21 protein-coding genes are annotated in these 22768 nt (G+C 69.6%); 14 read left to right on the top strand and 7 right to left on the bottom strand.

The window, feature by feature from the left end:
- Positions 1-174: 174 nt before the first annotated feature.
- Positions 175-945, bottom strand: coding sequence for a hypothetical protein (locus Mterra_RS01215; RefSeq protein ID WP_119313496.1), 771 nt, complete (start codon positions 943-945; stop codon positions 175-177).
- 142 nt (positions 946-1087) lie between these two features.
- Here Mterra_RS01215 and Mterra_RS22785 point away from each other — a divergent pair, with 142 nt between their 5' ends.
- From Mterra_RS22785 to Mterra_RS01200, 3 genes are all read left to right on the top strand, one after another.
- Positions 1088-2074: a ParB/RepB/Spo0J family partition protein gene (locus Mterra_RS22785; RefSeq protein WP_176582496.1), complete on the top strand. Its 987-nt coding sequence runs from the start codon at positions 1088-1090 to the stop codon at positions 2072-2074.
- 132 nt (positions 2075-2206) lie between these two features.
- Entirely contained in the window at positions 2207-3010 is an 804-nt protein-coding gene (locus Mterra_RS01205) for an ArsR family transcriptional regulator (RefSeq protein ID WP_119313494.1), read from the top strand.
- A gap of 176 nt (positions 3011-3186) precedes the next feature.
- On the top strand, positions 3187-3579 hold the full coding sequence (locus Mterra_RS01200; RefSeq protein ID WP_245971457.1) for a C40 family peptidase: 393 nt from the start codon (positions 3187-3189) through the stop codon (positions 3577-3579).
- Between the two features lie 529 nt (positions 3580-4108).
- On the opposite strand, the gene Mterra_RS01195 is transcribed toward Mterra_RS01200, so the two are convergent.
- The 4 genes from Mterra_RS01195 to Mterra_RS01180 all read right to left on the bottom strand — a co-directional run bounded on the left by Mterra_RS01195 (position 4109) and on the right by Mterra_RS01180 (position 9841).
- On the bottom strand, positions 4109-6163 hold the full coding sequence (locus tag Mterra_RS01195) for a prolyl oligopeptidase family serine peptidase (RefSeq protein WP_084542472.1): 2055 nt from the start codon (positions 6161-6163) through the stop codon (positions 4109-4111).
- Positions 6147-7442 (bottom strand): MFS transporter, encoded by a 1296-nt coding sequence (locus Mterra_RS01190; RefSeq protein WP_169730730.1) that lies wholly within the window; start codon positions 7440-7442, stop codon positions 6147-6149. Before Mterra_RS01190 ends, Mterra_RS01195 begins: the two co-directional genes overlap by 17 nt.
- 54 nt (positions 7443-7496) lie before the next feature.
- Positions 7497-8195 carry a flavoprotein gene (locus tag Mterra_RS01185; protein WP_119279284.1) on the bottom strand — a complete coding sequence of 233 codons (699 nt, stop codon included), beginning with the start codon at positions 8193-8195 and terminating at the stop codon, positions 7497-7499.
- A gap of 290 nt (positions 8196-8485) precedes the next feature.
- Positions 8486-9841: a radical SAM/SPASM domain-containing protein gene (locus tag Mterra_RS01180; protein ID WP_218022855.1), complete on the bottom strand. Its 1356-nt coding sequence runs from the start codon at positions 9839-9841 to the stop codon at positions 8486-8488.
- A gap of 94 nt (positions 9842-9935) precedes the next feature.
- Here Mterra_RS01180 and Mterra_RS01175 point away from each other — a divergent pair, with 94 nt between their 5' ends.
- From Mterra_RS01175 to Mterra_RS01165, 3 genes are all read left to right on the top strand, one after another.
- Positions 9936-10589 (top strand): hypothetical protein, encoded by a 654-nt coding sequence (locus Mterra_RS01175; RefSeq protein WP_147372488.1) that lies wholly within the window; start codon positions 9936-9938, stop codon positions 10587-10589.
- Between the two features lie 203 nt (positions 10590-10792).
- Positions 10793-11056 carry a hypothetical protein gene (locus Mterra_RS01170; RefSeq protein WP_119313493.1) on the top strand — a complete coding sequence of 88 codons (264 nt, stop codon included), beginning with the start codon at positions 10793-10795 and terminating at the stop codon, positions 11054-11056.
- Entirely contained in the window at positions 11053-11661 is a 609-nt protein-coding gene (locus Mterra_RS01165) for a hypothetical protein (RefSeq protein WP_119313492.1), read from the top strand. Before Mterra_RS01170 ends, Mterra_RS01165 begins: the two co-directional genes overlap by 4 nt.
- Before the next feature lie 254 nt (positions 11662-11915).
- Here the strand turns inward: Mterra_RS01165 and Mterra_RS01160 are convergent, their stop codons facing one another.
- On the bottom strand, positions 11916-13283 hold the full coding sequence (locus Mterra_RS01160; protein WP_119313491.1) for a replication initiator protein A: 1368 nt from the start codon (positions 13281-13283) through the stop codon (positions 11916-11918).
- A gap of 1007 nt (positions 13284-14290) precedes the next feature.
- Here Mterra_RS01160 and Mterra_RS01155 point away from each other — a divergent pair.
- The 8 genes from Mterra_RS01155 (at position 14291) to Mterra_RS01120 (ending at position 22187) form a co-directional block, all read left to right on the top strand.
- On the top strand, positions 14291-15595 hold the full coding sequence (locus tag Mterra_RS01155; protein ID WP_119313490.1) for a vWA domain-containing protein: 1305 nt from the start codon (positions 14291-14293) through the stop codon (positions 15593-15595).
- A gap of 123 nt (positions 15596-15718) precedes the next feature.
- The gene (locus Mterra_RS01150; protein WP_119313489.1) at positions 15719-16213 is read left to right on the top strand and encodes a lytic transglycosylase domain-containing protein; all 495 of its coding nucleotides are present in this window, start codon (positions 15719-15721) and stop codon (positions 16211-16213) included.
- Positions 16210-18615, top strand: coding sequence for a type IV secretory system conjugative DNA transfer family protein (locus Mterra_RS01145; protein WP_119313488.1), 2406 nt, complete (start codon positions 16210-16212; stop codon positions 18613-18615). The genes Mterra_RS01150 and Mterra_RS01145 overlap by 4 nt, the downstream gene beginning before the upstream one ends.
- The gene (locus Mterra_RS22095; RefSeq protein WP_170159508.1) at positions 18612-19148 is read left to right on the top strand and encodes a phospholipase D-like domain-containing protein; all 537 of its coding nucleotides are present in this window, start codon (positions 18612-18614) and stop codon (positions 19146-19148) included. The genes Mterra_RS01145 and Mterra_RS22095 overlap by 4 nt, the downstream gene beginning before the upstream one ends.
- A gap of 8 nt (positions 19149-19156) precedes the next feature.
- Positions 19157-19387, top strand: a complete 231-nt coding sequence (locus Mterra_RS01135) for a hypothetical protein (protein WP_119313487.1) — start codon at positions 19157-19159, stop codon at positions 19385-19387.
- Positions 19387-20556, top strand: a complete 1170-nt coding sequence (locus Mterra_RS01130; protein ID WP_119313486.1) for an AAA family ATPase — start codon at positions 19387-19389, stop codon at positions 20554-20556. The genes Mterra_RS01135 and Mterra_RS01130 overlap by 1 nt, the downstream gene beginning before the upstream one ends.
- Before the next feature lie 63 nt (positions 20557-20619).
- Entirely contained in the window at positions 20620-21264 is a 645-nt protein-coding gene (locus Mterra_RS01125; protein ID WP_119313485.1) for a ParA family protein, read from the top strand.
- Positions 21261-22187 (top strand): ParB/RepB/Spo0J family partition protein, encoded by a 927-nt coding sequence (locus tag Mterra_RS01120; protein ID WP_119313484.1) that lies wholly within the window; start codon positions 21261-21263, stop codon positions 22185-22187. The genes Mterra_RS01125 and Mterra_RS01120 overlap by 4 nt, the downstream gene beginning before the upstream one ends.
- Positions 22188-22246: 59 nt before the next feature.
- On the opposite strand, the gene Mterra_RS01115 is transcribed toward Mterra_RS01120, so the two are convergent.
- Positions 22247-22540 (bottom strand): hypothetical protein, encoded by a 294-nt coding sequence (locus Mterra_RS01115; protein ID WP_147372487.1) that lies wholly within the window; start codon positions 22538-22540, stop codon positions 22247-22249.
- Between the last annotated feature and the right edge of the window lie 228 nt (positions 22541-22768).

The raw sequence follows: 22768 nt of genomic DNA, 5'->3' as shown, positions 1-22768 counted from the left end.
GGGGATCTCGGGCACCCCCCGGGGTCGGCGCGGCGGGCGGCGGTTCAGGTTCATCTGCGGCGCCCGGAACGGCGGCCCGGGGTTAAACTGTTGTGGTTCCATAGAGGAACCCCCGGCCGCAGCCGACGAGTCCTTTGGGTGCCCTGCGGCCGGGGCCGACGTTGCGGGGCGCGCCTAGCGGGGGCTGAGCTGGGCGAGCAGGTCCCGCAGCAGGTCGCGCAGCTCCTTGTCGTTGTCGGCCAGCTTGAGGGCGATCGAGGCCATGTCGCCGGTCGCCTGGGCCACCTGGCGCTCCACCGCGCCCAGCCGGTCGTTGAAGGCCCCGAGCAGGCCGGTGACCAGGGCGTAGAGGCTGCCCTCGGCCTCCTCGTCGTCCGGCAACAGCTCCACACTGCGCAACCCCCGCTCGGCCGCCGCGAAGCGCCCCTCCAGGTGACTCAGGCGCAGCTCGAGGCGCCCCAGCCGATCCCCGAACTCGCCCAGCCGCTCGTTCAGGCGGGCCAGCTCCCGCGCCAGGGCGTTGTCCTGGGGGTCCCGGGGGGCCCCGGCATCCGGCCCCTCCGCCTGGCGGGGCACGGGCGGTTCCTCCCTGGCGGGCCCACGCTTTGCCGGAGCCTGCAGCAGCGCGGCGTAGGGCTCCGGCAAGACCGGCGCCTCGCCCCGCTCGCGGCGCTGGCGCAGCGCGTCGAAGTGCTCGTGGATGGGCGGGGTGGCCTGACCCCCCTGCCCCGACCGGTACTCGGTGGCCAGCTCGTGCAGCGCGGCCAGCAGCAGCGGCAGGTCCGCGCCACCGACCCGCCCGTCTTTTGCCTCGAGGTCGCCCCCGGCCGCCCGGATCCGCTCGACGGCCCGGCGCAGGCTGCGCTCGCTGTAGCCGCTGAGGCGGGAGAGCTCGCCGAGGGGGACGGTGGGGGCTGCGGTCGTGTGCGGTAGCGAGGGTTTCATGGGACCATTCTGCCGCGAAGGCCGGCGCGCCGCCCCCGCCGGTTCTCATCTTGGCGCGGCGCAGCGGGGGACGCGGAGGCTAGGCTGGGGGCGTCCCCCCTGGCGCGGGCCGTGCCCGGGCGCCGGGGGGCTCGGAGGCGAGATGCAGACCGAAACCCACCCCTTACCCGGGACCGCGGCGCCCCTGCTGCTGAGGAACTCCGACCCGGTGCTGATGATGGCGCCGGACGACCTCGAGGAGAGCCCCGAGCAGGCCCGCCGCCGCTACGACCCCCAGGAACTGGAGGCGCTCAAGGCCAGCGTCCGCCGCTACGGCGTCATCGTGCCGCTGCTGGTGCAGGACCAGGGGGGCCAGCGGCTGCGGGTGATCTCGGGCCACCGCCGCCTGCGGGTGGCCCGCGAGCTGGGCCTGCAGGTGCCCTGCCTGCTCAGCCGCACGCCCTTCCGGGGGGCGGCCGAGGCGGAGCTGGTGATGGCGGCCAACCAGCAGCAGCCCCTCGACCCCTTCGAGCTGTTCTGGACGGTGGTGCGGACCACCTGGGAGTACCACCGCGAGCTCTACGACCCCGCGCTCTCCCTCGAGCAGTGGATGGACCTGCTGCGCTACGTGCTCGACCCCGGCGCCGCGCCGCTGGAGGAACAGCCGGAGTGGCTGCGCCTGCGCTACCGCGAGGTGATGGAGTCCCTCGACGCCGACCTCAAGGCCTTCGGCCTGCCCGCCGCGCAGCTGCGCGACCGGCTCATCCGCTACCGGGCGATGCTGCCGGTGGTGCAGCGCGCGCTGCGCGAGGGACGGCTGAGCTGGGAGGGCGCCCGCAGCTTCAACGGCTGGGTCAAGCGCGCCCGGCGGCTGTTCCCCGAGCACCCGGCCCTGGGCGAGGAGGCGTTGTGGGCGCTGGCGCAGAGCCTGCAGGCGCTCAGCCTGCGGGAGCTGCGCGAGGCGCTGCAGCGGGAGCTGGCGCGGCTGGGGGCGCCGCGGCGCGAGGCGTCGGAGGCCGAGCGCACTATCCGGCGGCTCTACCGCCGCACGGCGCGCCTCGAGCAGGACCGCCGCCAGGAGGTGCGGGAGCGCCTGCGGCAGCTCGAGCAGGAGCTCAAGGACATCGAGGCCCTCCTCGAGCAGCCCTGAGCCACCCCCGGGCGGCGCCGCCCATAGAGGGTCTTTGCTGTGCTGGACGGCAAAGACCCTCTTGCTTGTGCTTCTCATTGAGGACTCATTTTGGTGACTTGATGGTATCTAAAATATCAATAGGAGATTCCTATGGAGCGCTACGCCGGACGGATGGTCTACCCCTTGCTCCTGGCCTACGTGGCCGCGCTGGTGGTGAGCGCGGGCCACCTGGCGCAGTGGTACGCCCTGACCTCGGGGGGCTTGCCCGGGTGGTTTGCGCTGGGGCTGGCGGTAAGCCTCGAGCTGACCGCGTTTCTGTTGTCGCTGATCTCCAACCTGGTGCCGCGCGCACGCTGGGCGGTGGGCGGGGCGTTGGCCGCGCTGGCGCTGGTGTGGGGGGGGAACCTGCTGGCGATGGCCCGGGTGCCCGGCATGGCCGGCTGGGAGGTCTTCCTGCAAAGCCTGTTCGTGCCCGTCTCGACGCTGGTGGTGGGCAAGGTCATCGGCGAGCTGCTGCGGCTGCAGGGGGCGGCCGGGGGCCGCCCCGCCGCAGAACCCCCCCGCGAGGCGGCCCCGCCGGCGGTCAGGGCCACTCCTGTCGGGGACGGGCGCGAGCCCGTGCGCCACGCCGTGCCGGCACACGACGGCCCCGAGCGCCGGGGAGAGCCCGCGAGGGAGGGGGACCTGGCCGCGGCGAGCTTCCTCCAGCAGACCAGCCGGATTACCCGCACCCGCATCGAGGTGGCCGAGTCCATCGAGCACGGGGTGGCGCTGCTGGAGGGCCTGCCCCCACAGGCCCGGCGGGCGCTCCAGCTCATCGAAGAGGGCCAGAGCAGCCGCGGCGAGCTCATGCGCGCGCTGGGGGTCGGCCTCGTCGAGCTCAGCGGCATCGTGGGCGCGCTCGAGGCCCGCGGGCTGGTGCGGGCCAACGGCCAGGGCTGGGAGCGCCGGTGAGCCCGGCCGTGGCCCGGGCCGCCGCTGTGCTGCTGCTGGCGGCTGTCCCGTTCGCGGCCGCCCAGCCGGGGCGGGCTGCGCCCGTACACCTTGGTGTACCGGCGTCAGCCGGTCCCGAAGGGGATCGTCCGGCTGGTGCAGGGCCGCAGGCCCTCCCGACAGGGGATCGTCTACCGGTGGACCCCCAGCAGCTCTACCGCCTGGTGCAGGCCTACTACGGCACGCCCTACCGCTGGGGCGGCACCGACCCGCGCGTGGGGCTCGACTGCTCGGCCTTCGTCCAGCGCGTCTACGCCCACCTGGGCTGGCGGCTGCCGCGCACCGCCCTCAAGCAGTACACCCGCCTCCCGCCCGTCACCACCGCCTACCTGCTGCCGGGGGATCTGGTGTTCTTCCGCGCGCCGGGTCGGCCGGTGGACCACGTGGGCCTGGTGCTGTGGGACGGCCTGATGGCCCACGCCAGCCAGGCCCGCGGGGGCGTGGTGGTCGAGCCCCTGAGCCGCTACGCGGGCCGCTACATCGGGGCCCGCCGCCCGCTGGCCGGGGTGGTGCCCGCAAAGTCCTATTGAGGAAATATATATTGACTGCTCGGGCAGCCTCGGCTAGGATGGGGCCGTGATCCGCCTGGATGGTCGCGCGAGAGCGCAAACGGGAACGGCCCGTGTCCGGGTCCCCAGCTCGCTGCCGGGAGCCGGGGGGGAAACGGACCTCACACCGCCCGCCGGGGCAACCAATGCGCCCCTTCGGCAAACCTCGCGCTCCGAGGCCCGGCCAGGGGTACAGGGCGCGCGGGGGCGAGACCGGGCAGGCGGCGGCGGCTACTCCTCGGGTAGGCCCCGCCCCATCGCATTCGAGCCTTGCCGTCCCGAGGCGCGTCATAAGCCCCCCAGGCCTGGCCCGGGCCGTCGCGGAGGGGGTACGTCCTGCGGCAGAGGTGCCCGGGCACCAGGGCTAAATCGTCTTGCGGAGGGGCGGCGCGGGGCCGGAGCGGGCCCCGCGCCTTCGTGTGCATGCAGGGGCCTCAGGGGAACACACACCCGTCCGGTGGAAGGCAGCGGCTAGCAGTCGAGGGAAACGGGCGCAGATCCCGCCGAGCCCCTACGGACAAGCCTGCGTTGTGGCCTTTTCGGCTATATCTCCGTGGGTGTCTCGACCGACACAGGCCAACACAAAGGCCCACTCCAGGGCGGCGTCCTCGAGTTCGTCGATCAGGTTCCCCGCCCCCAGATGGCCCGTATCCAGGTGGGTCTTCAGGAGGAGCCGGTTGCGGCCGGTGCGATAGCTTCGGATGCGGGCCACCCACTTCGCGGGCATCCAGTACGGCACTCTCGTGTCGTTCATGGCCCCCACCGCCAGGATGGCGGGGTAACGGCCGGGCTTGAGGTTCTGATAAGGCGAGTACGAGAACATGTAGGCGAGCTCGTCTGGGGCGTCTGGGTCGCCCCATTCGGCGGTCTCCAGGGCCGAGAGAGCGCTGGTTTCGTCGAGCATCCCGCCCACAACATCCACGAACGGCACCCTAGCCACCACCGCCCGGAACAGGTCGGGCCGCGCGTTGAGCGCGGCGCCCACCGCCGCCCCACCCGCGCTGACACCCGCGAGCACCAAGGAATCGGGACAGGCATAGCCCTCGCGGATAAGGTGTTGGGCGCAGGCAATCACGTCGAGGGCCGCATTGCGCTTGTTCAGCCGCCTCCCCCCGTCGTGCCAGGCCTGGCCCCGCTCGCCCCCGCCGCGGATATGCCCAATAGCGAAGGCCACACCCCGGTCCAGCAGAGGCAGGCGGAAGGGGCTGAAGCTAGGGCTGGTGACCGCGCCGTATGCCCCGTAGACGTAGAGATACAACGGGCGTACGGTTCCCGCGGCGCAACCGTGGCGGTAGACCAGAGAGATCGGGATAGCGCTCCCGTCGTCGGTCTCGGCCCAGACTCGCTCCGCGCAGTAGTTCCCGGAGTCGTAGCCCGGGATGCTGTGGCGATGGACCAGCCGCACCGATCGCGTTTCCAGGTCGACCTCCCAAAGTCCCTCCGGTGTGACCAGGGAGCTGAACTCGAACCGGAACCAGCGAGCGTGGTAGTCACCGTTTTCGGCTGGAGAAAACACCCCGAGACCTTCCGGCACCCCGGCTTCAGGGGCTGGGATTGGCCAAGTCTCTCCCTGTGCCAGGTCATGGACCCAAATCCGCCCGCACCCGTTCTCGTGGCCGTAGATGACCAGGTGGCTGGCGAAGGCGTCCATCCCTGAAACGACCCCCTCGGCTGGACTAAGCGCCTCGATCCATCCCTCTGGCGGGGTTGGTTCGCAGGGAGCAAACATCACACGGAGATCTGTCCGGTCGAGGTTCGTCAACACCGCGAAGCGATCCCGGCAGTGCTCCAGCCAGTAGCGTAGCCTCTCTCTGCGCTGATAAAACAGCTGTACCGGGCGATTCGGACGGTCCAGCTCGAGGTAATGGACCTCGGTGTCCTCGGCACCGACCGAGGTCACGAAAAGATAGGCCCGGCTGCGCGAACGCGCGAGCGTGAGCGCATAATGCTCGTTTGGTTCAACCAGCAGGGTCTGGTGGCCTACTCCCTGCGGCCCGAGTGGCCGGAACAGCAAGCGCTCGGGCCGCCCTGACTCGCTCAGCCCCAGAAGATAGAGGCCCTTTCCGTCCGGCGACCACTCGAAATCAGCGTATACGTCGGGTATTTCCTCCAAGAATCTGCCATTCTCGAGATCCCTAACCAGCACTGTATACCGCTCGTGCCCAGTAAGGTCAATGGACAGTGCGATCTTGCTATGGTCATCGTTGGGCTTGACCGAGCCGACCATGGCATGTAGGCTCCCACGCTCGGAGGCCAACTCTCCCACGTCTACGAGCACCTCCTCTTCCAAAGTCCCCACCCGGCGGCGGCAGAAAACGGGCCATCCGTCAGGCGAATCCGTGCGGTCGTAATAGAGGTAGTTGCCAACCGGCATGGCCGGTGACTCCGTAAACACACTCCTCAGGGCCATGAGCTCGCTTATGACAGCACGGTAGAGCCCGACGTGCCCCGCGAGAAACCTCTCGACGCGGGTGTTCTCGTCCTCGAGGAAGCGCCTTGTCCGCGGATCGCACAGGTCTTCCAACCAAGCGAATTCGTCAGGCTTAGGGTTATGGCTGTCTGACATGATCTTCCTGCCCCTGAGCCGCTACGCTTCCTTCCGAAGGCGGGCTGGCTCTCTTCAGCAGGGGCACCAGGACGAGCCAGCCCGCCAGCGCCACGATCACCGAGATGGTGGCGGACGCCGACAGCAGGGCGCGGGGCTCGAGCAGCGGGACCAGATAGCCCGACAGGCTCGAGGCCGCGAGGAACAGGGCCGTCGTGGACATGTCTACCGCGCTGCGCACGCGCCCGAGGTAGGACGGGGGGACGTAGCGCTGGTCCAGGGTGTCGCGGGCGATGTTGAAGGGGGCGTTGCCCAGGGAGGTGAGGATCACCCCCAGCACCAGCACGGGCAGGCTCCACGCGGCGGCCACCAGGGTCGCCCCGAGGGCCATCAGGCCGAGACTGGCGGCCAGCAGGCGCTCGAGCCGGGCCCGGTGGGCCAGCCAGACGACGTAGCCGCCCACCAGCATCTGGGCGACGCCGTTGGTGGCGGCGAGCCAAGCTAAGTCAGGCGCGTTGTGGCCAAGGGTTCTCGTGATGAAGAAGATCATCACGGTGCCATTGATCCCCGCGGCCAGAGCGGTTGTGGAGGTGATGGCGAAGTTAGCCAGAATCAGGCGCGCACCGAGAAGATAGCGGAGGCCCGCACGGATATCGCCCCACAATGAACTCCGCCCCCGGGATGGAGTCCCTGATTCTGTGGGCTGAAGGCGGTGGGGGGGCAGCGCTAGCCCGATGAGCAGCGCCGATAACAAGAAGGTGGCAGCGTCCGCCACGAAAGCCACTCCTGGGCCCACAGTCGTGTAGAGCACGGCGCCCAGGGCCGGGCCCGCGATGAGGGCGGCCTGCTGGCCGATGACGAGCAACCCGTTGCCCTGCTCGAGCTGGCGGTCTTCGACGACGCGGGGCAGCACGGTGCCGGCGGCCACCTCCGCGACAGCTGAGAACAGTGTGGCTAGTAGTATGACCGGGTAGACCAACCACAGGCTGTGGCTGACCACCGCGTAGACCAGCGCCAGGCTGAGCAGAGCGCGGGCCAGGTCGGCCCCGACCAGGATGGCCCGCCGGTTAAAGCGGTCCACGAACACCCCGGCCAGGGGGCTGAGCAACAGGTAGGGTACCGTCTCTGCAACGGTAATCGCAGCGATAGCCAGGCCAGACTGGCCGCTCTCGGCGAAGACCCACAGCAGCAGGGTCATGCGGCGAACAGCGTCCCCTGCCGAAGAGACAGTCTGCGCCGCCCAGAACGCCAGGAACGCAGGGTTGCGGAAGATGCTGGAATACGGTGGGGTAGCTTGCACGTTCGTACCTTGCAGTCCGGTGAGCAGGAGGCTCCTACGGATCGGCTTCTCCGGTCACGGTGGGGTCGGGGTCGGATTCACAAGCGGGGGTTCGGCCGCCGCCTCGGTCATGAGTTGCAGCCGCTCAAGCTTCCTCTGGAAGGGGGTCTTGGGCTTTTCGCGGGTGGCTTCGTCCCAGTACTCCTCCTTGAGGCGCCTCATCCGCACGTGTCTCAGGTGCCGCACGACCTCTTCCGGTGTTGGTGCCGCCATGCCTGTTTCCCACTCGCCCGAACCGACGGCGACCCCTGGGGCAGGTGGGATGACGTAGTGCCCGTCCGTTGTCAGCGTCCTTAGGTTGCGCTGTACGGCGGGACTGCGCCACATCGAGGGGTTCATTGAGGGCGCGAAAATCACAGGTCCAGGGTAGCTGACGATGGCCGCGGCCAGGAGATTGTCGGCGATCCCATTCGCGGCCTTGCTGATGATGTCTGCACAGGCAGGAATTACCACAAACAAGTCGGCCCACCGGGTCAGCTGGATGTGGGGGGTCTTCACCTCGGTAGACCGGTCCCAGAAGTCCACGAAAACCCTGTCATCAAGATAAAGTTCCAGCACGGCCGGGCTCACCATCTTGGCCGCGGACGGCGTCATGATCACCTTAACCTGCCTCGCCAGGACCGTTCGGAAGTGGAATAGGTAGTTGTGGAGGTTGACGCACTGTATGCCCCCCGATACGCCAACGAGCAGGTTGTCACAGAGTGAGGAGGACATAGTCGTTCATTCCGGTCCCGCCTAGCCGCAGCGGCTAGGCGGGACCGGAGCTGCCTAGCAGAGGCAGTTGACGTTGGTGTTGGGACGGGTGCCGGGTCGAGAGGCCTGCACGGGTTTTACGATCCACCTGATCTGTTTGGCCTGCATGGTCTACCTCCATTCGAACGCTTGATACCCGAGACCGATCGGATGACGCTGAGGTTTATTTCGATCACCGTGATGTTTCTATGAGCCTCCGCACATCACCTCCCTCCTCCCGATCAGCCGAAGCCGCACATGATTCCGCGCGGTCAGCCTCTCGTACACTGCAGACCAGCGGAGACCCCATCGGCTTCGGGCATCGTCGCCTCGAGCTGGATGAGTTGGAGAGTCTCCCGGATGGTCACCTTCTCGGTCGGGCAGTGGCAATCGCCACTGTCCATCCAGTCCTTTGGACAGGCCGCCCCGTAGCAGCTCGGGCTGAAGAAGCAGGTCGAGCACTTCTTGCCCTCCTCCAGCCCGTTGGTTTCGCACCACAGGGCAACCTTGCGCCAGTCCAGGTCCATCGAGCCATCCGGGTGAAGCCGCCCGACGATGTTCCGGTCATGGTAGTCTAGCTCCACGGTGCACTTGTACACTTGACCGTCCGAGCCGATCACGAACGACCGCGGGTTCGCCGCGTAGCACACGACTCCGTTGGGCTGAAGGCTCTCCAGGACAAAGGTGTTGCGCAGACCCGCCTCGGTCGCCAACCGGCGGGCGCGCATGACAGCTTGGTAGGCCGAGTCCTGCTCACACACCTCGAGGCGGTCGTCATTCGCCCCGCCCCAGGTGCCAATGGCGTAGAAGCTGGTGGTGAAGCGAGGGTCTCCACCAAACTCTTGTGCGAGGAGCTGGAGGAATTCCTCCAAACGCCGTAGCCCTTCGGGATCAAAGTTGTGCCGCAGGGATACCACGAAGGGGTAGCTCGTGGACTTGAGGTAGCGGAGGTTATCCATGATCCGCCTAAACGAGGGCGCGCCGTCAATCGGCACGCGTCGCTTGTCATGCTCTTCTTCAACCCCGTCTAGGGTGATCTGGAGAAACGACAAGCCATAGGGGAGCAGTTGCTCGGCGAGGTCGGGGGTGAGGAGGGAACCGTTGGTTGTCAGGCTCGAGCTGAAGCGGATCCCGTGGCTCTGGCAGTAGATGTGGAAATGTTGGGTCAGCTCGACAACCACATCGGCGGCGAGAAGCGGCTCACCCCCGAACCAGCTGAGATCAAATTGTTCCAGCCTGCTCTGGGTCGCCACGAACCGCTTAATCCCCTCGCGCAGTTCAGGCGGCATCTTGCCGCGCTCGAACGATTCATAGCAGTAGGTGCAGCGGAAGTTGCACGCCTCCGTGGGCATGACGATGAGCCTCAAGCTGTGATCATCGTACTTCCGCAGGTACTGTAGGTGGCGCAGCTCGTTCTCGTCTGTGCCCTCGGGGATGAGGAAGCCGCCCTCGCTGAGGTCCTGGAGAATGCCCTCTAGCGGAGCCCGGTGCCGCGCGCTGCGCTTTAGTGCCCCCTTGACGTAGGCGGCCTGCCCCGGCGGCACCGCACAGATCGCTCCATTGAGGGTGTTATAGATAACGAGGGAGCCCGTTTCGGAGGTCGAGTAGCTCAAGTACTTGGTCGGCACGTAGTGCCTGCTCACCCTGCACCTCGCTTCCTGAAAAAGTGATCCCAAGGGGCTGTACGAAGCTGGAGGCATCCTATGTGTTAGCCTTGTTAAAATGGAAGATCAATCTCTGAATAGGTCGGAGATGGTCGTTAACGACCGGAAAGCGGCGGAGCTGTTGACCCGGCCCGAGGCGTTGGTCTACCTCGCGCCCTTCATGAAGGGGCCACGCAGCCTGAGGCAGGTCGCCGGGGAGCTCTCTACACCGATCCCGAACCTTCACTACTGGGCGGATAAGTTTCTACGCTTGGGGCTTCTCGAGGTGGTCAAGGTCGAGCGGCGTGTGGGAAGGCCAATCAGGTACTATCAAGCCCGAGCACAACGGTACATAGTGCCGCAAGAACTGGTTCCGATGGCGCACTTCGAACACACCGAACGCGTATGGAACCACAGGCTCTGGGTGGCCCTAGAGCAGGCATCTCCGGAGCTTCTACACCAGCGTGGGGTGGAGATTAGGCTCGAGCTCGACGGAACGCTCACTATCAACCCGTCCCAAGACCGCAAGGGATCCTGGGATATTCTGGGCGATGGGGTGCCCGCCGTACTCAACACCTGGAGCGATGCCCTGCTACTAGACCCTCCTGACGCTAAAGCGCTCCAGCGCGAGCTGTTGGAACTGTTCGAACGGTATCGCAGGAAATCGGGCAACCAGCGCTACATCATTCACATCGGGCTTGCCCCTCGTGAAAGCGACAGGCTGAGCAGGTGACAGCCTACCCCTCGGATCACGCCCCAGCTCCCTGATCGCTCTTGGCCCTCAAGGCTGGCCCCGGCGAATACAGGCTGGGGCTGGCATCAAAACCCGGAGCTTCGCGCCCATTCTCCCTAGCCCTGGTACGAGCCGGGTGGCACCGCTCCCCGGCTGCCGCGCCCGGCAATTCTGTGATATATGTATTCATCATAGGAGATTATATGAGGCACAGTGCGATCCCAATCCCCGAGAAGAGCCCCGCCCTGGCGCCCAGCCGGCGCCGCCTGAGCCGCCTGGTGGAGGAGCTGCTCGAGCAGCACCCCGACTGGACGCCCGAGGCCATCCGCCGGGCGTTGTTCCTTCGCGGCCTGGCCGCCGACCCCTGCCTGCTGCGGGCCGAGGTCGAGGCCCAGGGTGCCGGTTACAGCGACCTGCTGCCGGTGCGGCTGGTCAGGGAGCGGCTGGGGCTTGAGGCGAGGCCGTGACCGTGGTCCATGGCCGTGACGAGGGCGCGCTGCAGCGCGCCCTGGAGGGCGTCCCCTGCGGGGCGGCCGCCGCGGTGCTCGTCCGCTACCGCCAGCACCCGCGCGGCTATCTGCGCCAGCCCCTGGGGGGCTCGGGCGAGGCGGAGCTGGCCTGGAAGCGGGTGCGCGGCGAGAAGCCCTTCGTGCTCCGGCTGGGGGACGGCCTGGGCCTCAAGGAGCCGTACTTCACCCCGCGCCACCCGCTGATCCTGCAGGCCGCCCCCGAGCGCCTCGAGGCCTTCCACCGCGCCCGGCGGCGCCTCTCGCAGCGCCGCTGGCAGGCCTTCGCCGGGTGCAGCCTGGTGGACTATCTGGCGCAGTTCTCCCCTCCGCCCGAGTTGCTGGGGGGGATGACCGCGGGCGACTGGGAGGTGCTGGAGGTCGACCGCGATCACGGCACAGCCGCGCTGCTGCGCTGCGCGGGCGACTACCTCGTGGCCACGCCCTACGGCTGGCTGCGGCCTGGCCCCGCCCAGCGCCGGCCCACCCTGGCGGGGGTGCGGGCGTCGCTGGGGCTGGAGCGCTACCACGACCCGCTGGTGCTCGAGCGGCTCGGCGGGGTCTGAGCCCCTGCGCCCGCTGGGACCATCGGAATACTTGGACTCGCAGACATGCCGCCGGGCGCGGCAGCATGCTCGTCTGCGTTTGGATACTTGGGCGAACACCGTCGGAAGAGTCGGGTGAAAGACCCGGGGTTCGCCAACGGGGAGGACCGCCTCGAGCCGCTGCCGCCGGGCCTGGACAACCCCATACAGCCGGGCACGCTGCGGGGCCTGCTGGTCTACCAGGTCTGCCGCGCGCCCTCGCCGTGGCAACCCCCCTATCCCTCGAGCATCCCCCGCAGCCGCTGGGCCAGCTCGGAGGCCCTGCGGGGCGTCGAGTTGGCCAGGACCTCCGCGTAGAGCCAGTCGCGGTCGACCTCGCCCGCCTCGAGGAGCTCGAAGAGGAAGGAGAACTCGAGCGGCTTGAACTCCTTGCGCAGCACCACCGCCAGCAGGCTCTTGAGGTGGCTCAGCCGCTCCTCCGGCGACTTCGCCTTCCACTCGGCCAGAGAGTCGCCCTCGGCCTCGGCCGACGCCCGGGCCTCGCCGGCGCCCCGGGCGCGGCGCGCGGCCTTCTTGTTCTCGGCGACGAAGCCGCCGGGGTTGGCGTACTTCCCCTGCTCGTCCCTCAGGACGTCGACCAGGAAGCCCTGGCGGTTGCGCGGCCGGTAGCCGCCCTCGAGGATGGCCTCGAAGAGCGCGACCCGCTCCTTGACGCGGGGGTAGCCATACTCGCGCGCGTAGCGCTGGGCGGTGGGCAGCGACAGGCCGCTGCGCACCAGCAGGTCCACCGCGGCCGGGTCGGGCAGGGGCCGGACGTCCCCGAAGTGGTAGACGATCACCTGGGCCTTCCCGCTGCCGACGTACTCGACGCACTCGAGGTAGCCCCGCTCGATGAGCTCGTCGTGGGCGTTCTTCAGCGTGCGCCGGATCTTCTCCGGCCTTTTGTCGACGATCTTGCAGACGTCGGCCCACTCGAGGAGCCTCACCTGGAAGGCCCGCACCGGGCCGGGGAGGTCGGCGGGGAGGCGCTGCCCGTCGAGGAGGCGGAACAGCGCCCGGGTCAGCGGGCGCTTGAGGCTGGTGAGGAGCTCGAGGTCGAGCGGCTTGATGTAGCGCGCGCGCACCGACCGCACGATCTCCTTGCCCAGCGTGATCTCGATGACCGAGCTGCTGTCGAGCTCGCCCTCGTCCTTGTGGGTGAACTCGATGTTGTCGAGGTAGCGGAAGGTGCGGCTCTGCCACCGCCCGTCCGCGTGCCAGGCCTGGCTGGCGGTGTAGGTGGTGTGGGTCAGCCGCATCAGGCTCTCGCGCAGGGCCCGGTAGTAGCGGCCGCTGGTGTCGAGCCCGATGGTCTTGAGGATCTGGTAGGCGGTGGTGACGAAGGTGCCGTCGGCCGGGCTGCCGGCCGCCTGGTAGATCGTCAGCAGCGCCAGGCTGACGTCGTTGTCCAGCCCGTGCGGCACTCCCCCGTACGTGGGGACCGCCGCGCACCGCAGCTGTGCGCGGTTGCCCCCGAGGTTGAGCTCGACCTTCCACTCGACCAAGTCTTCCGGGATGCGCTCCTGGATGCTGATGAGGCCCAGGCGCGCGAGGTTGCCCTCGTCGATGTGCCTGGGCAGATCCCGGCGCGGATCTTCCTTCATGATGGTCAGATCTTAACGGCGAGCGCTGATTGTTGTCTATTAAAGGTTCTGTTCTTAAGAAATTAGAAATTTGATTGACAACAACAGCCGCCCCGGCGGCGGCTGGTCACCACAGCGTTCCATGGCAATTCCCGCCCAAGTAGTCCGATGGTTCCGCCCGAGTAGTCCGATAGCCCGGGCAGGCTTTCACCCAAGATGTCCGAGCCCTGAGGTTCCGGCGTGGGTAACCGTCACGGCAATTCCGCCCGAGTAGTCCGATAACGTCCGCCCGAGTAGTCCGACACCGCGTTGGCCGGGATCACCCGAGTAGTCCGAGTCTGGGGGCGCAGGCCACCCGAGTAGTCCGATAGCCTTCGGGGGCGGCACCCGGCGTGGAGGCCGGAGCAGGAAAACCGCGTGATGATGCGCTTTTCCTGGCGCCTCTACCCTCCTGCCCGCCCGAGTAGTCCGATAGCCTGTCGGCCTCATCCACCCGAGTAGTCCGATAGCTTGTCGTCGCGTCATTGCTGGGGGACGGCGGAGTGGGGTTCCTACGCGTTCAGCCGGGGCCTCGTCCAGCGTCCGGGGGTATCGGACCACCCGGAGGGTGGGGGATGGGCTATGGGCTTATGGGCTACCCCTCTGCGCCGGCCCAACGCCCCTGGGCCGGCGCTACAAGCGCCGGGATGATCCCGAGGCCAGTGGGGTGCCAGTCCACCCGAGTAGTCCGACACCGCCCACCTGTCCTACTCTTCCCTGCCGTCTTCCGCAGGCCTGATAGGCTTCGAACCCATGGCTGCTCAGGTTTCATACGGCGCCCCGGCCGCTCGTCACGGGCGTGCAACCTGGATCACCCAAGTAGTCCGACACCGGATTTGGCGCCTGTTGCGCTCGGGTATGGCGGCTAGCCCTGCTGGGCGCGCTCCTCGACCCAGCGCGCCAGCGCCTGGGGGCTGCCGCCCGGAAGCGTAACGGGCCGCGCCGCGCGCAAAATCTAATGGTACAATTTCTCCTGATAGGAGGTAAGTATGGAGAAGATCAAGGTTGCGCGGCTGGGCTTGGGCAGCAAGGCCCCCTACTTCACGCCGGGGCTGTGGGCCCTGAGGCTGGTCTCGACCGAGGCGGTGCCCACCATGGCGGTCGACGAGGGGTGGCGTTTGTACGCCAACCCCTCCTTCGCGGACAAGCTCAGCGAGCGCGAGCTCGTGGGGGTGCTGTGGCACGAGCTCGAGCACCTGCTGCGGGCCCACCACGCCCGCGCGCGGGAGATGGAGGTGGACCGCCGGACCCACTGGCTGTGGAACCTGGCCACCGACGCCGCCATCAACGACGGGGCGCAGGAGCTGGGCTTCACCCTCCCCGAGGGGGTTATCTACCCCGAGCGCCTGGGCCTGGAGCCCGGCGGGCTGGAGGAGGCGTACTACCGCGCCCTGCTCGAGCAGGGCAAGGAGGACCCCTTCCAGGGGGAGGGGGACGGGCTCGACGGCGGGGTGGGCGCTGAGGGCGAGGGCGACGGCGCCTCCCCTCCCCCTGGCGCGGCGGAACCGGGCCGGCCCTCCGCGGCCGCCTGGGACCATGGCTCGGGGGCGGACGGCCTCGAGCGGCCCTGGGAGCTGCCCCGCGACCACGCCGAGCACCCCGCGGTGGGCGAGGTGCAGGCCGCGCAGCTGCGCGAGGAGGTGGCCCGGCGGGTGCTCGAGCACCACCGCTCACGCGGCACCCTGCCCGCGGGGATGGTGCGCTGGGCCGAGGGGGTCGTGAACCCCGTCGTCCCCTGGCGGCGGGTCCTGCAGGGCCGGGTGCGCGAGGGGTTGCGCCGGGTGCAAGGGCGCGCCCGGGCGACCCACGAGCGGCCCTACCGCCGCCAGGCGGCCTTCGGGCGGGTGCTGATGCCGGGGAGCTACGACGTGCGGCCGCGGGTGGCGGTGGTCATCGACACCTCGGGCTCGGTCAGCGACCGCATGCTGGCCCACGCCCTGGTCGAGGTGGACGCGCTGCTGAGGAAGGCGGGCGCCGAGGTGTGGGCCCTCGCGGTGGACGCCGCCGCGGCCCAGGCCCAGAAGGTCCGCCGCGCCCACGAGGTCGTGCTGCTGGGCGGCGGGGGCACCGACATGCGCGTGGGGATCGAGGCGGCCCTCGAGCTGCGCCCGAAGGTGGACCTGGTGGTCGTCCTCACCGACGGCTTCACCCCCTGGCCCGCCGAGCCCCCGCGGGTGCCGGTCGTGGCCGGGATCTTCGGCGACCCCGGGGCCCCCGCGGGGGCCCATGCGGTCTACGCGGTGCCGGAGGTGCCGGAGTTCATCAAGGCGGTGCCCATCCCCCTGCACGAGTAGGGAGTAGGCCGCGGGCGCGCACCAAGAGGCACAGCACGGTTTTAAGGCCGGCGGCGGGTTCACCCGCCGCCGCTCTCATGATTAAATCCTATCGGCCTTTGGTATAGCGTAGACTCGGCGCTGATGGTGTGGTCGTTGCGCTGTGCACTGCTGCGCCTGGGGCTCGGGGCGGGGCTGGCGCTGCTGGCCCCGCAGGCTCAGGCCTGCGGGCGCATCCCCGGGGAGCTGTGGGCCAAGACCGAGCGTTACGCCCGGGCCCAGGCCCTCGAGCCCGAGCTGCTGGGGGCGCTGGTGTGGGTGGAGAGCCGCTACTGCGTGCAGGCCGTCTCGCCCGACGGCGCGCGGGGGCTGGGGCAGCTGATGCCGGCCACCGCGCGGGGGCTGGGCATCCCGCCGGACCGGCTGCACGACCCCGACTGGAACCTGTGGGGCGCGGCCCACTACCTGCGCTCGTTGTGGGAGGCCTTCGGCGACTGGCCGCGGGCCCTGGCGGCCTACAACGCCGGGCCCACCGCGGTGCGCAAGTACGGGGGCATTCCCCCCTTCCCCGAGACCCGCCGGTACGTGCGGGACGTGCTCTATGTCTACGGCTGGCTCAAGCGCAGGGGGGGCGCGTGAGCGGGGCGGTGGTCTTCTCGCGGCTGAGCCCCCGGCGGCTGCTGCTGGGGGTGGCGTGGGCCCTGGCGTGCCTGGGCGCGCTGGGCTGGGTCACCTTCCGGCAGATGGAGGCCAACCGGGCGCGGCTGGAGCTGGCGGGCTGGGGCGCCTACCTTAAGGCGGAGGGCACGGGGGCGTTTTACTGGCGCTGTCTCAACCAGCCCACCTGCGCTCAGGCGTTGCAGCGCGGCACGCTGGGCAACGCCGAGATCACCCTGGCGTTCGTGGCGCTGGTGGTGGGGCTCTCCCCTATCCTCAAGCGGCGTAAACTCCAGCCGCGCAAGACCCTCACCCAGCGCTGGGCCAACGAGCACGACATCGCCCCCCTCGTCGAGCGCCGCCGCCCCGAGCAGATCGTCGACGCGGCGCTCAAGGGCATGACCCCCTTGACCCTCACCGGCTACCTGGGGGTCTGGACCGACCCCGACAACCCCAAGAAGCGCCACTTCCTGCGCCCCACCAAGCGCATCAACGACGTGCACTCGATCACCTACGCCGGCACCGGCGGCGGCAAGACGGTGGGCAGCTTCCGCCCGCGCATCGCCCTCGACGCCGCCGAGGGCAACATCGCGGTGGTGCTGGACACCAAGTACCCCAACCCCAACGACTCTTACGTAGACCTGCGCGACTACTTCCGCGCTTTCGGACGCCAGGTGGTGATCATCAACCCCTTCGAGCGGGGCAACGGCATCCAGATCCCGGTGCTGGCCGAGGTGAAAGGCTACGACCAGGCCCTCGACATCGCCCGGCTGATCTACCCGCCCGACCTCGAGGCCGGCGAGGACCCCGGGGCCAAGGTCTACACCGCCAACGCCCGCCTGCTGCTGGCGGGCATCGTCCACGGCCTGGCGCTGGGCCCGCGCGAGCTGCGGAACTTCCGCGAGGTCTACAACGTGGCCAACCTGGGCATGGAGTCGCTGCGCCAGTGGTTCGCCGGGCGCCGGGCCGCCGCCGACGAGATCCGCTCCACCCTCGAGACCGACAAGAAGGTCTTCAGCGGGGCGATCAACCGCCTGGTCGAGGACCTCACGATCTTCCGCCTGGACTCGGCCGTGGAGACCTTCTCCCCGGGGGAGCGGGAGGTGGACTTGGACCAGGTGCTCCTCACCCCGGGCATGATCCACCTGGTGTTACCGGAGTCGTACATCCGGGGGTCGTCGGGGCGGGCCATCCTGCGGTTCTTCAAGCGCTACCTCGACTCCCGCATGCTGTCCCTGGCCGAGCGGCTGGGCAAGCCGCTGCCCATCCACATCAACTACTACTACGACGAGTTCGCCCTCTTCGGCTTCCTGCCCAACCTCAACGACGACCTGGCCACCCTGCGCAGCCGCAACATCAGCCTGCACATGGCGCTGCAGAACCGCAGCCAGGCCATGAACATCTACGGCGAGATCGGCTGGGCCGCCACGGTGGACAACAACATCGGCACCACCCTCATCCTGCCCGGCTCCTTCACCCAGAACGACGCCGCGTACTGGTCGGAGGTGCTCGGCGAGGTGTCCATCGAGCAGTACCGGGTGGGCGAGAGCCAGGTGCCCGACGAGTTCCGCAAGAAGGTCGTGCGCTCGGTGAGCGCGGAGGAGAAGACCACCGCCCTCATCAACATCGACGAGCTGCAGCGCATGGAGCTGGGCGAGCTGATCGCCGTGGTGCGCGGCTTCCCGCCCATCCGGCTGCGCAGCTACCCCATTGAGCGCCCGGAGTCCGAGGGCAACCCCGTCGCCTGGGTGCACCGGGCGATGCTGGCCTGGAGGAACGCCCACCTGCAGCGGGGCATCGGCGAGCGCTGGATCCGCGAGGCGCGGCGCTTCCTCGAGGGCGCGGCGGAAGAGCCCGCCCCCCTGCCGCAGGCCGCTGCCGCCGCGCCCTCCGGGGCCCCGGCGGAGGGGGCGTCTGGCGCGGCGGGCTTACCCGCCCCCGAAGGGGGGCTACCCCTTGGTGCACAGCCGCAGGCTGTCCTGACAGGGGATCGTCCGGTCGGTGTACGGGCGTCAGCCCGTCCCGAAGGGGATCGTCCCCATGACCTCTCCCCCGCCGAGGCGCAGCGGGTCTTCGAGGACTGGATGCGGCGGGTGGCCCAGGAGAAGATCCCGGTGCAGGCCGAGGGCCGCCCCGGCCGGGTGAGCCGCTTCATCCTCAGCCAGGCGCTGACCCTGGTGCCGCTGCCCGCGGAGCAGCTCGCCGCGCTGCAGCGTTACGGCTTCGTGCGCTACCGCCGCGGCCTGCACTACCTGGTGCCCGCCAAGTGCCCCTGGGGGCGGCACAACCTCGCCCTGTGGGAGGCGGAGGCGTACGTCAGCTACCGCTCCACGGCCGAGGCCCCCGCCGGGGGGTGGGCCCAGGAGGAGGGGGAAGGCGCGTGAGGGGCCGCCCGCAGGCGCTGCTGGCGCTGCTGCTGGGCGTGGCGCTGGCCCGGCAGCCGGGCACGGAGGCGGTGGCCAGCGTGGAGCAGGTGGCCGCGCTCATCGACCAGGCCCAGCGCCAGGTGGTGTACGTGGCGCCGGGGCTCTACAGCCCGCCCGTCGCCCAGGCCCTGCACCGCGCCGCGGTGCAGCGGGGGGTGCAGGTGCTCGTGCTCCTGGAGGCGTCCCAGGTCAACGAGCCCTCGAGCTACGGTGCGGCGCTGGCCTTCTTAGCCCCCGAGCGCCCGCTGTTCGTGCGGGTGGTGCAGGCGGTGCGCACCGCGCCCCGGCTGCTGCTGGACTCGCGGGTTCTGGTGGAGGGGCCGCTGGTGGCAGGGGACGCCTTCGACCCCCGGCCCACCGCGCTGACCCGGGACTACGTGAGGCTGGCGGTGGAGGTCGACCGCTTCAACCGCACCTGGGAGAAGGCGGGGCGCTGCCGCCCGACGGCCTACCTGGCCGCCGGGGAGCTGGTGCTGCGCTGCCGGATATAGGAGGGAAGATGGAGATTCTACGCCGCGTGCAAGGCAAGCTGTTCGCCGTGACCTACTACAGTGCGATGTTCTTCGGCCTGGCCTGGATCGTGAGCGACCGGGTGGTGCAGGGCCTGTCGACCATCCTGCTGGCGATCATCGCCAGCGAGCTGATCAAGCTCCGCAAGGCCACCGTGCCGGAGGACGTTCGGGACGCTTCCGGTGAGAGGCCCGTACACCGGGAGGACGCCCGGCCCTGATGGTGCCCATCGACCAACTCGAGCGCATCCTCGAGGTGCTGCCGGAGTGGGTCGCGGCCGAGGCCCGTGCCTACAAGGACGACCTCGAGGAGATCGCCCTCGACGTGGGACGGCTTCCCGGCTACTGGTGCGGCGCGCCGCCTCCGCGCTACGGCTCACAACGCTTCGGCCCCGACGACCTCGCCAACATCCAGGCCAAGCTCTCCAGCCGCTACGGGGTGGAGTTCCGCGAGGACGGCCGCGCGGGCATCGGCGGCACCCTGCACCGCATCAGCGCCATCCGCGACCGCTACCGCACCCTGGCCGGGCTGACCATCCGCCTGGCGCGGGTGGTCGAGGGGGTGGCCGACGCGGTGATGCCCTTCGTGCGCCGGGCCGACGGGGTGCTGGTGATCGGCCCGCCGGGGGTGGGCAAGACCACCTTCCTGCGCGACGTGGTGCGCCAGCTGGCCGCGGACCTCGGCCCCAAGGTGGTGGTGGTCGACACCTCCAACGAGATCGGCGGGGAGGGGCTGGTGCCCCACCCGGTGCTGGGGGCGGCGCGGCGGCTGCAGGTGCCCATGCCCGACTACGCGGCGGGGGAGACCTTCCCGGCCATGCTGGCGCGCACCTACCTCGAGGCCCTGGCCAACCACGGCCCGCAGGTCATCGTAGGTGACGAGGTGGGCTTCCCCGAGGATGTGGCGGTGGTGGAGACCATCGGCAAGCGGGGGATCAAGGGCATCGTCACGGTGCACGGCCGGGTGCTGCGCGACGTGCTGGAGAACCCGGTGCTGTGGCCCCTGATCGGCCGCCCGGACCCCGACAGCCGCCGCCGGCGGGGGCGGCCGGTGTTCGGGATGGCCCTGGAAGTGCGGGGCAAGGGGCGCTTCGCGGTCTACCCGGACCTGGCGGCGGCGGTGGACGCGATGCTGCGTGGCGAGCAGCCCGAGCCGGTGCTGCTGGGGGCTGGGGCGGCCCCGGCCCCACCCCGGGACTTCGAGCGCTACCGCCGCCTGGTGCAGGCCGCGCGCGACGGGGAACTGCCCGGCGTGCTGGTGGAGGGGATGGTGCTGGAGTTCTTCGTGCTCCAGCACGCGGCACGCTGGGCGCTGGGGGAGCCGGACGCGCTGGAGGCGCTGGAGCGGGCCCTGCAGGCCTGGGAGGGGGTCGCGGGGCGCGCGGCGTAGCCGGAGGGTTGTCCCCCCGCGGGGTGTGCCCCCTATGATAGGCGTGATGATAGGGGGTATAGCTTGAGCGTCATCTCGATCGTCAACCAAAAGGGCGGGGTGGGCAAGACCACGGCCGCGGTCAACCTGGCGGCGGAGCTCGCCCAGGACGGCCCGACGCTGCTGGTCGACGCCGACCCGCAGGCCTCGGCAGTGGGCTGGGTCATGCGGGCCCCGGAGAACAGGCCCTACCCGGCGGAGTTCCGGGCGGTCACCGACCCGGGGCAACTCGAGCGCCTGCGGGAGCTCGACGGCTACCGCTGGGTGGTGATCGACGGGCCGCCCGCGCTGGGATCTCCGCTGATGGAGGCGGCGCTGGTCGCCGCCGACCTGGCCATCATCCCGGTGACGCCCTCGGTCATCGACCTCATGAGCATGGTCGAGGCCACCGCGGTGAGCGTTCGCCGGGCCATGCGCCGCAACCCCGGCCTGCTCTACGCGGTGCTGATCAACCGGGTGGTCACCGGCACCACCATGCCGCTGAAGGTGCGCGAGGCCATGACCCAGGAGGAGATCCCGGTGTTCGCCACCGAGTGGACCAGCTCCACCGCCTTCGTGGGGGCGGCCGAGCTGGGCGTCCCGGTGCAGTTCTACCGGGGCTGGAACTGGCGGGCGGCGGCCCGGGAGGTCGAAGCGCTCGCCCAGGAAATCCGCGAGGTGCTCGCGTGAGCGCCAAGCCCAACCCCAACGCCTCCAGCCTGCGGGAGGCCATGAAGCTGGCCCAGCGCAAGGCCGCCCTCGAGCCAGCCGTCCCCGCCGACCGTTCGCTGCCGCTCGAGGCCATTCGCCTGTCGCCCTTCCAGGCCCGCCGCTTCTTCGACCCCACCGCGCTGGAGGAGCTGGCCCAGTCGCTGCGGCAACACGGGATGGTCCAGCCCCTGCTGGTGCGCCCGGTGGAGGGGGGCTTCGAGCTCGTGCACGGGGAGCGGCGGCTGCGCGCGGCGCGGTTGGCGGGGCTGGCGGAGGTCCCGGTGGTCGTGCGCGAGCTGAGCGACCAGCAGGCGGCGGAGATCAACCTGGTGGAGAACCTGCAGCGCGAGGACCTCAACCCGGTGGAGGAGACCCGCGGGGTGCTGCGGCTGCTCGGCCTGCGGCTGGGGCTGGCGGAGTCGGAGGTGGTGGCGTTGCTCGGCACGCTGCGCGAGGCCGAGCGCGGCAAGGTCTCCCACAACGTTGTGGGAGAAAATGAATCGAGTATAATTTTTGAGGTTTTTTCCTCGCTGGGACGAATCTCCCTCGGCTCATTCGTGTCGCACCGGCTGCCGCTGCTGGCCCTGCCGCCGGAGATTCTGGAGGTGCTCGAGCAGGGGAGGCTGGAGTACACCAAGGCCACCGCCATCGCTCGGGTGAAGGACCCTGACGCGCGTGCGCGGTTGCTGCGGGAGGCGCTGGAGCAGGGCCTCACGCTGACGCAGATCAAGGAACGCGCCCGCCAGCTCACCTCGCCGCCCGCCCCCGGGCCCAAGGCCGACCTGGCGACGCGGCTGGCGCTGGCCAGCCGCCGCCTGCGGAAGGTCACCCTGAGCCCCCAGAAGCAGCGGGAGGTGGATGCGCTGCTCGAGCGGCTCCTGGCGGCCCTCGAGGAGGATTGACCCCGCAAAGGAGCGGCAGGGGGGCTCTAGCCCCCCTGCCTTCGTGCGGCTGTGCCTGGTCAGAGCGTCCGCAGGCGTTCGACGAGCAAGAACTCCTGGAGCTGCTCGCGCAGGCCGTCGTGGGGCGGGCAGGGGCAGCGGCCGAGCACCACCGCCCGGCTGTCGCCCCCGGCCAGGATCTCAAAGCCCAGGCCTAGGCCCGCCAGCGGCGGGGGGATCAGGCGGAACCCGCGCCGGTGATCTATTCCGACAGCTTCAGGGGTTACGAGGGTAGTCGCGTAGCGGCCGGCGCTGAGGGCCGCCTGGACGGCCTGGTGGACGCGGGTTACGATAAGCGCTTCTGGTTCAGGCACGAGGAGGACCGACCCGTCGACGGCAACGACGATAAGGCCCACGTCAACGGCTTGAAGACTTCCGGGGCACGGCGAAAACCCGCCCAGTCAGGTTCCGGGATCTGCCCAAACACGCCTTCTACCCCCGCCCCAAGGAGGTCGAGTCCCACTTCAACCGCCGCGACCAAGACCTCTACCGTCTTACCCTGGGGACTGTCTTATAGCTAGTCTTGACCCTTGTAAAAACGT

The sequence above is a fragment of the Calidithermus terrae genome (genome assembly GCF_003574345.1).
Lineage (GTDB): Bacteria > Deinococcota > Deinococci > Deinococcales > Thermaceae > Calidithermus > Calidithermus chliarophilus.
Note: the sequence above shows the minus strand (reverse complement) of the source record. Positions and strands in the feature narration are given on the sequence as shown.

Excerpts from the sequence above, each read along its gene's own strand:
- Mterra_RS01195 (WP_084542472.1), bottom strand. The coding sequence starts at position 6,163 with ATGTCAGACAGCCATAACCCTAAGCCTGACGAATTCGCTTGGTTGGAA.
- Mterra_RS01170 (WP_119313493.1), top strand. The coding sequence starts at position 10,793 with ATGAGGCACAGTGCGATCCCAATCCCCGAGAAGAGCCCCGCCCTGGCG.
- Mterra_RS01160 (WP_119313491.1), bottom strand. The coding sequence starts at position 13,283 with ATGAAGGAAGATCCGCGCCGGGATCTGCCCAGGCACATCGACGAGGGC.
- Mterra_RS01155 (WP_119313490.1), top strand. The coding sequence starts at position 14,291 with ATGGAGAAGATCAAGGTTGCGCGGCTGGGCTTGGGCAGCAAGGCCCCC.
- Mterra_RS01135 (WP_119313487.1), top strand. The coding sequence starts at position 19,157 with ATGGAGATTCTACGCCGCGTGCAAGGCAAGCTGTTCGCCGTGACCTAC.
- Mterra_RS01185 (WP_119279284.1), bottom strand. The coding sequence starts at position 8,195 with ATGTCCTCCTCACTCTGTGACAACCTGCTCGTTGGCGTATCGGGGGGC.
- Mterra_RS01130 (WP_119313486.1), top strand. The coding sequence starts at position 19,387 with ATGGTGCCCATCGACCAACTCGAGCGCATCCTCGAGGTGCTGCCGGAG.
- Mterra_RS01175 (WP_147372488.1), top strand. The coding sequence starts at position 9,936 with ATGGAAGATCAATCTCTGAATAGGTCGGAGATGGTCGTTAACGACCGG.
- Mterra_RS22785 (WP_176582496.1), top strand. The coding sequence starts at position 1,088 with ATGCAGACCGAAACCCACCCCTTACCCGGGACCGCGGCGCCCCTGCTG.
- Mterra_RS01215 (WP_119313496.1), bottom strand. The coding sequence starts at position 945 with ATGAAACCCTCGCTACCGCACACGACCGCAGCCCCCACCGTCCCCCTC.
- Mterra_RS01205 (WP_119313494.1), top strand. The coding sequence starts at position 2,207 with ATGGAGCGCTACGCCGGACGGATGGTCTACCCCTTGCTCCTGGCCTAC.
- Mterra_RS01150 (WP_119313489.1), top strand. The coding sequence starts at position 15,719 with ATGGTGTGGTCGTTGCGCTGTGCACTGCTGCGCCTGGGGCTCGGGGCG.